Annotated in this window: 16 protein-coding genes and 1 tRNA gene; 3 read left to right on the top strand and 14 right to left on the bottom strand. The window is 46.0% G+C overall.

Annotated features, from left to right (window positions below; all coding sequences use genetic code 11):
* Nucleotides 1-935 (bottom strand): NAD(P)/FAD-dependent oxidoreductase (locus tag J7J01_05685; protein MCD6210367.1); only part of this gene is annotated, 935 nt, incomplete at its 3' end.
* A gap of 55 nt (nucleotides 936-990) precedes the next feature.
* Between J7J01_05685 and J7J01_05680 the strand changes: the two genes are divergently transcribed.
* Both J7J01_05680 and J7J01_05675 read left to right on the top strand, forming a co-directional pair.
* Nucleotides 991-1,554, top strand: a complete 564-nt coding sequence (locus J7J01_05680; protein ID MCD6210366.1) for an acylphosphatase — start codon at nucleotides 991-993, stop codon at nucleotides 1,552-1,554.
* Between the two features lie 10 nt (nucleotides 1,555-1,564).
* On the top strand, nucleotides 1,565-1,924 hold the full coding sequence (locus tag J7J01_05675; GenBank protein MCD6210365.1) for a 50S ribosomal protein L24: 360 nt from the start codon (nucleotides 1,565-1,567) through the stop codon (nucleotides 1,922-1,924).
* 5 nt (nucleotides 1,925-1,929) lie between these two features.
* Here the strand turns inward: J7J01_05675 and J7J01_05670 are convergent, their stop codons facing one another.
* From J7J01_05670 to J7J01_05635, 8 genes are all read right to left on the bottom strand, one after another.
* Nucleotides 1,930-2,457, bottom strand: coding sequence for a TIGR00295 family protein (locus tag J7J01_05670; GenBank protein MCD6210364.1), 528 nt, complete (start codon nucleotides 2,455-2,457; stop codon nucleotides 1,930-1,932).
* Nucleotides 2,430-2,939: a hypothetical protein gene (locus J7J01_05665; GenBank protein MCD6210363.1), complete on the bottom strand. Its 510-nt coding sequence runs from the start codon at nucleotides 2,937-2,939 to the stop codon at nucleotides 2,430-2,432. Before J7J01_05665 ends, J7J01_05670 begins: the two co-directional genes overlap by 28 nt.
* Nucleotides 2,940-2,994: 55 nt before the next feature.
* Entirely contained in the window at nucleotides 2,995-3,774 is a 780-nt protein-coding gene (locus tag J7J01_05660) for an exosome complex protein Rrp42 (GenBank protein ID MCD6210362.1), read from the bottom strand.
* A 20-nt stretch (nucleotides 3,775-3,794) separates the two neighbouring features.
* On the bottom strand, nucleotides 3,795-4,511 hold the full coding sequence (locus J7J01_05655) for an exosome complex exonuclease Rrp41 (protein MCD6210361.1): 717 nt from the start codon (nucleotides 4,509-4,511) through the stop codon (nucleotides 3,795-3,797).
* Nucleotides 4,512-4,515: 4 nt separating this feature from the next.
* Nucleotides 4,516-5,199, bottom strand: a complete 684-nt coding sequence (locus tag J7J01_05650) for a hypothetical protein (protein ID MCD6210360.1) — start codon at nucleotides 5,197-5,199, stop codon at nucleotides 4,516-4,518.
* A gap of 8 nt (nucleotides 5,200-5,207) precedes the next feature.
* On the bottom strand, nucleotides 5,208-5,900 hold the full coding sequence (locus tag J7J01_05645; GenBank protein ID MCD6210359.1) for a ribosome assembly factor SBDS: 693 nt from the start codon (nucleotides 5,898-5,900) through the stop codon (nucleotides 5,208-5,210).
* Between the two features lie 5 nt (nucleotides 5,901-5,905).
* On the bottom strand, nucleotides 5,906-6,679 hold the full coding sequence (gene psmA / locus J7J01_05640; protein MCD6210358.1) for an archaeal proteasome endopeptidase complex subunit alpha: 774 nt from the start codon (nucleotides 6,677-6,679) through the stop codon (nucleotides 5,906-5,908).
* Between the two features lie 17 nt (nucleotides 6,680-6,696).
* A tRNA-Ala gene (locus tag J7J01_05635) sits at nucleotides 6,697-6,768 on the bottom strand.
* A 40-nt stretch (nucleotides 6,769-6,808) separates the two neighbouring features.
* On the opposite strand from J7J01_05635, the gene J7J01_05630 reads away from it, so the two are divergent.
* The gene (locus J7J01_05630) at nucleotides 6,809-7,468 is read left to right on the top strand and encodes a LysE family transporter (GenBank protein MCD6210357.1); all 660 of its coding nucleotides are present in this window, start codon (nucleotides 6,809-6,811) and stop codon (nucleotides 7,466-7,468) included.
* Here J7J01_05630 and J7J01_05625 read toward each other — a convergent pair.
* The 5 genes from J7J01_05625 to J7J01_05605 all read right to left on the bottom strand — a co-directional run bounded on the left by J7J01_05625 (nucleotide 7,440) and on the right by J7J01_05605 (nucleotide 11,976).
* Entirely contained in the window at nucleotides 7,440-8,759 is a 1,320-nt protein-coding gene (locus J7J01_05625) for a COG1361 S-layer family protein (GenBank protein ID MCD6210356.1), read from the bottom strand. The genes J7J01_05630 and J7J01_05625 overlap by 29 nt on opposite strands.
* A 146-nt stretch (nucleotides 8,760-8,905) precedes the next feature.
* Complete coding sequence (locus J7J01_05620) at nucleotides 8,906-9,730, bottom strand: hypothetical protein (GenBank protein MCD6210355.1); 825 nt, start codon at nucleotides 9,728-9,730, stop codon at nucleotides 8,906-8,908.
* A 60-nt stretch (nucleotides 9,731-9,790) separates the two neighbouring features.
* On the bottom strand, nucleotides 9,791-10,483 hold the full coding sequence (locus J7J01_05615; GenBank protein ID MCD6210354.1) for a hypothetical protein: 693 nt from the start codon (nucleotides 10,481-10,483) through the stop codon (nucleotides 9,791-9,793).
* A 122-nt stretch (nucleotides 10,484-10,605) separates the two neighbouring features.
* Entirely contained in the window at nucleotides 10,606-11,460 is an 855-nt protein-coding gene (locus tag J7J01_05610) for a hypothetical protein (protein MCD6210353.1), read from the bottom strand.
* A gap of 222 nt (nucleotides 11,461-11,682) precedes the next feature.
* A complete protein-coding gene (locus J7J01_05605; protein MCD6210352.1) occupies nucleotides 11,683-11,976 on the bottom strand; it encodes a hypothetical protein in 294 nt (97 codons plus the stop codon).
* Nucleotides 11,977-12,086: the final 110 nt, after the last annotated feature.

Here is a 12,086-nt window from a genome sequence, read left to right as displayed (position 1 = left end):
ATCTTGCCACATCTCAGTCCATAGTAGACTCCGCCACCACTGATTGGCTTTACCTGTGCAGCAGCATCACCAACCAGTAAAATACCCTTACCTCTACCTTTACCTTTACCTCTGTCCTTCACTATCTTCACCGTCTTCTGGGGTTTCAAACCAGCAGCTATGGGAATTACACCACCGGTGTATCTATAATATGAGCCCCGATATCTCTTTGCCATATGAGGCTCATGAAGCAGTAACCGCTTTAAAAATGCAAGGGGCGTTGAGTGTGGTGATGAGAACCTCTTATCTATGCAGAGCCCAATTCGAGCTATTCGATCATCCAGTGGAATAGCCCATGCGAAGAATCCAGGTGCTATCTCCCTGCTGGCGAAGATCTCAGCATAAACGCCTTCTGAATCATAGTACCCCTCTACCTGTACGCAACTTAATAAGTTCCTCTTAACCCCCATGCCCGCCATCTCCGCCACTCCAGCCCTGACACCATCAGCCCCTATCACCACCTTTGCGCCTATCTCCTCCATTTTACCTTTTGTTTTTGTATCCACTATCTGTATCCTCCACTCTCCTCCTGACAGCTTTATTCCCACCACTTTACAGCCCGTGATTATCTCTGCGCCACTATTCATTGCCTCTTTCGCAAGAGCCTTATCAAAGTGGTCTCTCATTATTGCGTAAGCACTTTCCCGCGCTTCTAACTGCATGTCATAGTTAGGCGAGTGGATAATCGCTCCTTTTATCCTGTTCATTATGAAAGTCCTGACTTCCTTCAGTTCACTCTCCTCTACTGCCCTCTTACTTATCAGTCCTGCGCAATGGACCGGTATGCCTATCTCCGGGTCCTTCTCGATGATTAGCGTGGATGCTCCACCCTTAGCTGCATATTTCGCTGCCATGCAGCCCGAAGGTCCTGCTCCTACCACAACAACATCATACATCCCTTTTATATTTGAAGAGTTTTATAATCAAGATGTTGTACGTTACAGAGGGAGTATGAAGGAAGCGAAGAAGATAACGATAACAGGTAAAGTTCATGATGTAGGTTACAGGTTATTCCTGCTGACAGAGGCAGAGAGCCTGCTTATTGATTATTTTGATGCAAGAAATGCGCTTGTAAACGGTGAACAGCAATTGATTGTTCTCGTCCGGAGTCCCAAAGACAAGGTTAATAGTTTTGTGGATTTTATACGCTCGAATTATCCGCCTGAAGCTTCCGTTCATAATGTTGTGGTTGAAGAATATACTGAAGAGGTAAGAAGCATTGATTCTTTTAGGCAGTCTTTTATGGTCTCGCAATTAGCAAAGATGGTCCAGATTGGTTTGGTGATGATAAGTAAGCAAGATCAGATGCTCGATAAACAGGACCAGATGTTAAGGAAACAGGACCAGATGCTTGATAAGCAGGATATGACGATGAATGTGCTCCGGGAAGAGAGTGAGAAAGTCAGAAATGTTATTAAAGAGAGGTTTGAAGAGGATGTAAAATGGCTCAAATCGGAGATTCTCGAGATAAGAATGACCCTTAATAAGATAAAGGAGAAAGTTGGAATAGTTTGAGGTGATGGAGATGAAAAAGGTAAGATCTAAACAGCCAAGGAAACAGAGGAAAGCGAGGTTTAATGCGGCTCTGCACCTCCGCCATAAGTTCATGAGTGCGCCGCTCTCCAGAGAACTACGAGAGAAGTACAATAGAAGGAGTTTCCCGGTGCGGAAGGACGATACTGTGAGGATATTGAGGGGGGATGATAAGGGTGCAGAGGGCAAAGTCAGGTCGGTAGATCTCAAGAGGGAGCGGATAACAGTTGAAGGTGTTATTATAGCGAGGGCAGACCTGTCAGAAGTACCTCGTCCCATACACCCTTCCAATGTGATGATAACGAAATTAGACCTGAAGGATGAGCGAAGAGCAGCAGCACTGGAGAGATAGATAACTCAAAACGCAGTTCCCATCACTTCCTCATGCAGCTTCTTCAACCTCTCCACTGCTGGATGTCTCGCTCCTAATTTCTTCTTTAAATTCGATATCGCGTATTCTACACTCGTCCTTCTTGTACCTTCTATCAGGCTGTCTGCATACGCTATTATCTTTTCTTCCATCGTCTCCGGCATGAGAGATATCGGGGGTAATCCCAACTGTTTAGCCTCTTCCGCTGTTATACCAGCACCCACATGCCTTTGAATTATCCTCACCAACCGGTCATCCAATCCCGATGCTTTCGCCATCTCACCACCCAAAAAGCCATGTTCCACGCCATGAGAACGAGCCCTGCCCATATCGTGAAGTAGAGCACCGGTAAAGATCAACTCCTCATCAATGTTTTTATTTTTATTCGCTGCGGCTATCTCCAATGCAAGCTCCGCAACTGCGATGCAATGCTTGATAACCCTTTCTTCACACCCTGCTGCCCTCAGTAACTTCACACACTCACTCCTTAATCTCCTCTTATCTGCTTCTTCCACTTCTCTATCTTCTCTATCTCGTCCTCTAACTCGCTTATCAAATCTCCATTATCAACGTATTCAAACTTCGAACCGCATTCATCACACCAGAAATCCCTCGCTGCTGCATCCTCAAACAGGATACGCTGGCATTTACACTGATAAAATACACCCTTTTTCTCTTCATCCAGCTTGTTCCTGAGGTCTTTCAATTTCTTATCCGCTTCTTCCTCCATTATTCTCCTGACATTACGGTAATTAAAGCGCCACAGATAGGTCACCCAGCCACTGTTATCATCTCGCTCAGTCCTGTATTCTGCTATCCTGTTCTCATATAGGGTATATAAAATCTTCCTGACCAGAGTGAGCTTTGTATCACTCAGCTTTGCAATCTCCTCGTCGGTTATCTCACCCTCTGGAACGTTCATTATTATCTTCAAACCCTCTTCCCCTATCATCTTCCGGAAGTACTCTCTCACCACGTAATTGTCGGGCGCTAACATCCTTATCAATAATAGACATAAACTCTGATAAATTAAACTTTTCTGACATAGGGCTTCAAAGGAACTTTCGCCTTAGCTCGTCTGCCTTCTCTATCCCTATATCCACCATCTCTGATACTTTGTCCTCTTCCAGACCCTCTCTCCCATACTTCTGTATCCCTGATAAGGTACCATCTGTATTGGAAATCACCGTCAGCCCGCTTACTGCTGCCCTTTCCTCGTTATAATTCGGGTCTACCAGAATTTCACCACCAATATCCACCATCGTCACAGCTACCGGTTTATCCTGCATCGGTATCATGTCTTCGCCCTTACCACTCAAGCCATATCTCTCTGCTGGTATATGTATATCCAGGAGGGAGGCGATAGCACCAAGCGCCGCGGCATCAACTAAATTACCGTCATTGTCCAGCACATGTATGTCAATGAAGACGATCCAGACCTTCTCACCTTCTTCTATACACAGCTTGCTGAGGTCAATTGCCTCGGAGCCTCGAATTCCTCGGTCCACCACCCTCGCCAGTTGCACACTGTCCTCATTTGGTGGTCCGGGTTCAAATTCGGGCGATGCTAATGGAACAAGCTCTGCATTTGTTATTATCACGCCTTTATCGGGTGAATCAGGGAAAGGCTCTCCCGGCTCAAGCTTTACACCCACCAGAACCTCAGTGTTCCCTATCTTTACACGTGCAGAACCTTCTGCCCTCTTTATTATATCTTTCTCCACCTTTATCTCCCTGTAATCCTGGAAATCCCTACCATCTTCACGCTTACCTCTCCTCACAAGATTGTATGTGTAATCTCTCCTTACCTCATCCATAATCTCAAGTCCCATCTTTCTCTTATCCCCTCCTTTTACATCTCACTATATCGCTCTATCAACGCCGTTCGCTGTAATTCATATATCTGCTGGCAGGCGTTCATTGCGAGCTTTAAGCCTTTCTCAAATTCATCCTTCGTCATACGACCGTCCATTTGAAGCGCCGTAATCGTATTTCGCCGGGCAATCATTGCTATTGGCATGTCAGCTTCACCATAATTGTCCTCCACTGCATTCAAATCGAGTACAACCTCTCCATCTATCTTACCCACGGCAACTGAGGATACAAGGTCTTTCATTGGTATTCCCGCATCTGCGAGTGCGATTGAAGCGGCATTTATACCCGCAGTTCTCGTGCCTGCATCTGATTGCAGTATCTCCACATACACGTCTATCTCGGTCTTTGGGTAAAACTCCCTTATGATCACTGGCTCCAGTGCCTCTCTACTTACCTTGGATATCTCCACACTCCTCCTATCAGGCCCCGGTCTCTTACGCTCGTCAACAGAGAAGGGCGCCATGTTGTACCTGTATTTGAGTACAGCCATCTTCGCATCCTGAGCATGTCGCGGATGCATCTCCCTCGGTCCATACACCGCAGCAATCACCTTGTTATCGCCCAATTCAAAATAACAGGATCCATCCGCCCTCTTCAGGACTCCTACCTCTATCTTTATCGGTCTGAGTTCGTCAAAACCCCTGCCATCCAGTCTCTTACCATCTTTTATAAGTTCTATACCTTCCTCTTTCATCTTTTTAACCCCTTCCCGTATCACCTATCCTGCGATAAGAATTCAGGAAATCCGCCACTCTATCCGTTAAACCAGACGTATGGGCTTCATGTGCAATCATCAATATCACCTCAGAAGCAAGATTCATATCTTCTTCCTTACCCTTTATCCAGATACGACCGTTCTTAGCAACAAATATGAAACAATTACATTTCTCTTTCAACATCCTTATCATCGAGCCTTTCCTGCCTATAATCCGTGGCACTTTGGTATGCGGTATTGTTATCAACCGCCCGCCACCGCCCAGCTGGAAATCTTCCATCAATCCCAGGTCTATCCTCATCAGCGCATCCGTATTCGTTACTTTCGCAACGATCAAATCATCAATGTCGAGATATGTATGCATGGAGCCGAATTCAACTCTCTTCTTACCACCCGACGTGACCTCAGACATGTGCAGTCGTGCCTCGTAGGGTGAAGCGATATCAACAATCCAGTAGGGAAATGAGATCTCTGTTATCCTGCCTATTACCACATCGCCTTTCGCAGGTTGGTATTTACCAACAAAAGGCACCACTTTTATCTCATCCTTTTCGTCCACCACACCGTATCTCATTGCATAAACTTTACCTTCCTCGATATACGTCCCTTCTCCTGCGCGGTTCACGTCCTCTGAGATGAAATCACCCGGAATTACCACTTTATACATCCTTTTCATCACTTCACAATCCGCGTTTCAACTTCTCCTCTCGTTATTGCACCCAGGAACGAGAGTGCTTCATCCTTCATACCCGCAGGGACTCGTAGTAGCGCTATGAAGGACCCATCATCCTGCCAGCCCTCCTTCACCACGCGATATTTCTTCTTTAGCTCATAGACCCTGCCCGTATATGCTGGTGGTATCTTCACTGCTATCTCATTCTCCTCTATCTTTATTGGTATTATCGCTCTTATCTGCTTCAGTGCTTCATTTACCAACTCATCTACACTCTTGAACGGATCAACGTGTACCTTTGCCTCCTTCATTGCTATCTCTATCCTGGAAGGAGGGTGGGGGGTGTTGGTCTGTGGATTTATGGATATGCGGGCAATACGGTCTATTACCAGCCTCCGCTTCTCTTCAACCCTTCTTCGTCTCTGTTCTGTAGTCAGCTGCACTTCTCCTTCTTTTATTATCTTCATCGCTATCTCGCTCACATCAGTTGTGGAGAATACCTTCCTCAGGTCACTCTCTGTGGCTTTCTCACCTTTTGAAGCATCCTCAAATACCGATTCCACTGCTAACACTCCCTCCATATCCACTTCTGATCCACTCCTGACAGAGTCTACCTTCTCGGGATCAACAAGGACCTCAAAGAGCTTCTTGCCATGCTTATACCTCGCTATCACCGCCTTGTCCAAACTCACCATCTCTACTATTTCCCCTTATCTTCTTTCTTCTTCGTATTCTTCTCGTTCTTCTTCTTTACCTTCTTTATATACGGCTCTAATTCATCGGAACTCATAATTCTGAATCTCTTCTTCTCCAATTCCGCAAGACCCACATCCACTGTTGTCCTATCTATCTTACCTTCTGTTACCCTGTATAAAGTATCCAGACCGAGTATGATGGCATCCTCAAGAGTGATGTTCTCATCATACATCTCCTCCAGCATCTCTGTCACGATAGTCCTACCGGAACCTATCGCAGTCGCTTTATACTCCAGCAATGCTCCGCTTGGATCGGTTTCGAGGAGATAGTTCCCCCCGTTATATACGCCCCCTATCAATAACGCAGTGCCAAAAGGTCTGAGTCCACCGATCTGTGTATATGCCTGTTTGAAATCACATATCCTCTTCGCAAGTGTTTGTACATCTATAGGTTCATCATAGACAATCTTGTTTATCTGCGCCTCTACTCTGCCTTTATCTATCAATATCCGTGCATCTGCGACCAATCCCGAAGTAGCTGCACCTATATGCTCATCTATCTCAAATATCTTCTCCACGGACCCGCCCTCCAGCAGTCGTGAAGTCAATCTCTTGTCTACCAGGAGGACAACACCATCCTTCGCTTTCAACCCCACTGCGGTGGTACCTCTCTTCACTGCTTCTCGCGCGTATTCTACCTGAAACAACCTTCCATCAGGGCTGAACACTGTTATCGCCCTGTCATAGCCCATCTGTGGCATCATCTGCATTCCTATCACCTTCCTATTCTATACTATGGACTCGACGGGATTTGAACCCGTGGCTTCCTCCTCGCGAAGGAGGCACTCTTCCACTGAGCTACGAGCCCTTCTAATTAATAATATACATATTATATAACTTTTCAAACTATGGACCTTCTCATCGGTGCCTCTCTGGTTGCGCTGGGGTTCCTGACCGGGCTAAGTGGTGCAGTGCTACCCGGTCCCTTCTTCATATTTGTGCTATCAGAGAGCATGAAGAAGGGGGTGCTATCGGGACCCTTCACTGTGCTCGGACATATCTCTGCGGAATCGCCGACGATTCTGGTACTGCTCTTCCTGGGGCTCAGGTTGACGGATTATTTCATCGAATTTAAAGCCTTTATCTATCTGATCGGAGGTATTACCCTGATTTTGATGGCCTCTTATATCCTCCGGGAGGCATTGACGCCCTCGCCATATAAGATTAAGGCGACCAGAAGCTACCGCTACCGGTATGGGGGTTCAGTTATTGGTGGGTTCCTGCTCACTGCTTTTAATCCCTCGTTCATACCCTGGTGGATGACCATAGGATGGGCAACACTACTAACCGGCATGCAATCACCCATCTGGAATGGTGTCCTTTTTGTGGTCATAGGACATTTCCTATCCGATTTCGCATGGTATTCCTTTGTCTCATATTCATTCTCAAAGGGTAAGAGATTCTTATCCGAGCAAAGATATAAATCAGCGATGTTAGCTATTACTGCTGTTATGGCTGCTCTCGGGCTTGTATTCTTCCTCACCGGGAGCTTCTCTCTTTTAATATAAATAGTGCAGATAGGAGTCCAATGATAGCCATGAGAGCATAAAAGCCTGACATCATGGGTGACGGAGTCAAGTGAGTCTCTGCAGAAGTATTGGTTATGTTAGCCATGTGGCTCGCATTCAGAGGCTCAGGGAGGACTTCCAATGGAATATGCTCCACAGATGAGTACGTATCGTTGTCTCTGCTAATGTACTTCAGTTCCAGAGCCTGCTGATATACACCCGGCAAGGTTTTTGCATCCACAATGAACCCCAGGACGGCATCTCTCGCTTCTTTTACCCTCAAATCGCCCACATAAAAGCTATCCATATCAAACTTGAATGGTGCCCGCGGCTGAACGCGGACCGATCTTGCCTCTTCGGTACCTACATTCTCTATCCTCAGATGCAGCCTGACATGGTCTCCCGCAGTTATCTTCCCCGGCTCTGTAGTGTAAGATGCGAGTGCAAGTTCCGGCTTGCCCTCAACTCTCAGTTGTATCTCCTTCTCCTCTTTATAACCTCTCTTCTCCATATCGCTATAAGAGATCACCAGCGGGAGCGTGTACACGCCTGGTTGCACGTTCTCTGAGATATCAGCATAGAAAACGGCAGAGAATCCAATTCCGGTGTTCAACCTTGCTCTATATGCACGGTCAGCATCAGACCACGAAGCCTTAAACTGATCTTTGCATCCTAATCTCACCTCGATGTCCTTTGCATCCGCAGTCCCGATATTCCATATCACCGCCGTTATCTTGACCCTTTCATCGCCTGGTCTTATATGCGCTGGCTCTGTGTACACCTCACCAAAACTCAAATTCGGTGTCCCTTTCACGATGAAGGTGAGTTCAGATACAGGCTTATTAATCTGGAATCCCATCCCCGCCTTGGGGTCATAAACGTAAGTATTTGGCAGGCATATATAACCCCAGTTCTGATCGTTATAACACTCCTTCCATGAATATGTTACCGGGATACTATAAACGCCCTCATGAACGCCCTCCTCTACATGAACCTTTATCTTCGCCCTCCTCTCACTCCACGAATCTAATGATGAGATTTGAACAACGGTGGAACCCACAATGGAGACGTTCTGGCGGTCTGAAACTTTGAACTCTATTCTCACATCCCTGGCATCTCGCACCCCGTTATTCTTCACTATCAAAGTCACTTCGGTGGTCTCACCGGGATGAAGGACTGAGGGCTTAACAGCAGTAATAACAACAGAGGAAAGTGTGGCATTTGTTGGTATCACGAACATGATTAACATGATGACTGATACACACAGCACAATTACTCCCACTACTGCCACTGCCCCTTCTCTCCCACGCGTTGCTCGCTTCATGAGTTAAGTTAACATAATAAAAGTGTGAGTATAAAAACAAAACCTACCCTACCTGCGTGTGGCGGAAGTAGTGTGGAGTGGATAGGAGCAAATTATGTAAATGTAAATTAATACTATGGGAATAGTGGGTACTGACCGGGTATCTGAAGCGCAGGAATCGCAGATGTATAAGTCATGGACTTTGCAAAGGAATTCCATTGTCCTGTTGCTGTACTGATGGTGGTATATCGCAATCTTGAGCCAAGAGGGTGTACCGTATTGTTACAGTTATTACCTTCCCTTACATCTACCTTCATACCCGCTGATACAGTACCAATACCAGCGCCGTAAGTCTGGTTATCTCCCCACATCGCCCCCTTCGCGGTTATCTCATGATGCAACCGCGGGGACTCGCTCGTCTGCATCGAGGTTATAGTATGTGAGTTAACCCGTGTTACATCCTTCAATTGACTGCCTGCAACCGCAATCTCGCAGGATGGTGGTACACAGGCGTGCTGAGACCATATACAAAGACCGCCTGTTCCGGATCCTCCGCCTGTTATACCCGCACTCGCTATAAAAATTCCAGCATCTTCTGTGGAATCCAATCCACCGGTCATTGATTGATTTGCGATGAATCCTACCTTCTTATCTACATGGAGATTCGGTACATTCAGTCCATCAGCGGTAAACTCCTTTGAGAACTCTGTGTAGCCATCAGTCGCAGACGTATGCTCATCATTTGTGAGAGTATTATCACTGAGGTTCTTATTTGTATATGCCCAGTCGAATGATACGCTATCCGTAACCGACCCGGAGCATGTGATATCAGTAGAGGTCTTAATCAGGAATGGGTCTTCTGATGGCGGTATTGCAGACACCGGCTGGGCCAATGACAACATTATAAATAAGATACAAGCCGAAGCCGCCATTACCACGATGTTTCCGCTTTTTCTCATTTTCACGCCATCTCCATCTATTCAATCATTCATAAAGACCCAAATCCCAATTTTGAAGAGTTACCGAGGATTGAAACTGGCAGAATAGTCCACTCGCTCAAACTCACCCACCACTTTAATCTTCTGACTATAACTGGTATGGGCATCGCCCGAGCCAGAAACAACAGTAAACCCTGTACTTACAGTTCCTTCTCCTGTTGATGAGAAGTCATAACTGGCAAGTGACATGGGCGTATTTGTGCTCGTAGTGGAATGAACTACACCGCGTTTCAGGTCGAATTGTGAACCCATAACGCCACAAACCCTTACCGCAGGTGCACATAGCTCGCTATTACCGGTATATGAGTCCCCAATGTATGTGCCTTCGCTGCCAATCAGCCGCGGCGCAGATGTGCTCATGTTCATATTCAGTGGGTTATACCCGATGATGGTATTCACAAAGAACTGACTACCACGAGTGGTTGGCGCAACGCTGAACACATCAAATATTCGTGTGTTGCCATTACCAGCAGATACATTCGCATTGAATGAATGTGTTCGTTCTTCTATTACACTATCTGCGGAATATGAATGCGAATAATCACGATTAATGCTCAACGAGCCAATATGCTGAATATCTGTTACCGCCCACATCCGCTCAGGCTGAGGTACAGCCCAAACACCCTGCTGTGCAAATGCACCCTGTATCATTATTATCATCAACAAAGCCACACAGCCTGCCAGTATCATATCCTTTACTATTTTTTTACTCATTAGTTGTCACCTCACATCTACTCATCTCAAGAAAAAAATAAAATCGGGGGTGTACAAAAGCAAAACACCCCTTTATCTATAAAATATTGCCGCTGTCATTCTCTCCCCGTGGCTCTTAGCTTCTAAAAGGAGAACATTGGATACGTACTGGGTTCGTTAATCGGTGGAATCTGCGCTGTGTGAGTCATTGACTTTATAAACTTCCACGCACCTGTTGCTGTTGACAGCTCACTGTAGGTCAATCTGGATGCGAGTGGATGAGTCCTGTTACAGTTCAAACCTTCCATCGTACTGACTTTCATGCCCGCGGCTATGGTACCCATACCCATGGTCTCATTGCCTCCCTCAACTATTGGACCTTTAGCGTTTATCTCGTGATGCACTTGCGGTGACTTGGTCGTCGCTACTGTGGTTATAGTATGTGAGTTCACCAGTGTCACATCCTTCAATTGACTGCCAGCAGCCACAAACGTATTGGTTGGCGGTATGCAAGCGTTTTGCGCCCATGGACAGAGAGCACCTACGCCTGTACCTCCTGCAGTATCACCCTCTGCGACGTTACTCATACCGACATTCTCAGTTAAGTCCAGCGAGCTGGTCACTGCATTTCCTTTGACGAAACCTACCTTCGCATCTACTTTCAGATTTGGTGTATTCTGCCCATCAGCGGTAACCCCCTTTTTGATTTCAAAATAGCCATCCGTCGCAGACGTATGCGCATCATATTGTATCTGCGCTACGCGTTCATCGTTCTCAAGGGTATCATTGAGCTCCTTAGTTGAATATGTCCAGTCAAATGTTGTCTCCTCATAATATGTTCCCGAGACAGTAACATCGGTGGAGGTCTCAATCAGCGAAGTCTCGTTTGGTGGGGGTACCGGAGGATTCGCAGATGCGATACCAGCGACTGCTATGGTCAGCGCTACTGAAGCCACTGCAACAGCGACTATCAATCTTATTCTATATGTGGTATCCATTTTTCGTCTTTCACCTCCTATTATTTTTTACTTCCTGCCTGTTTCAGGCATAGTAGCAGCTACTTTACCTCATACTGCGTTATTTTGTTTATAATATGGTATATAAAAGCATATATGGTCTTAGGGTAAGAACCTGGGGTAAGGATTACTGGTAACTATGGGATACATGGTGCACGATTAGCATCTGAAGACACTACAGGACTGATTCGGACTGATTCATCATCACTCCAATCGCTCCATCATCTTCTGATAATCACGGAGGAATTCCTTTCCCTTCTCCGTGGTTCGGTATCCATCACCCATGTTCTCTATAAGCTGGCGCTCTTCTAAATATGATAAGTAGTTACTTGCTCTCTTAAAATTGAGATTCGCTTTGTATACTATCTCTGTCTTCTTTGCACCTTCCATCGCCACATTAAGAATATCCACAATTATCTCGAATCCTCCTCTTCGCTTCTTGAATCTATCTTTGAGGCTATCCCTTATACCATCCTTGATATACTCCTCTATCGGCATATCCCCCTGTATCTCCCTCGCCTTATTCTCTCAATTCCGTTTCATTCATCATTCCTATCAATAATTGTATGCTCTAATTATCCTATCCCTTTCTCTTTTCTTCCGCTATT

This window comes from Methanophagales archaeon (assembly GCA_021159465.1).
GTDB lineage: Archaea > Halobacteriota > Syntropharchaeia > Alkanophagales > Methanospirareceae > G60ANME1.
The sequence above is the reverse complement of the archived record's forward strand: the minus strand, read 5'-3'. Positions and strand labels throughout refer to the sequence as shown.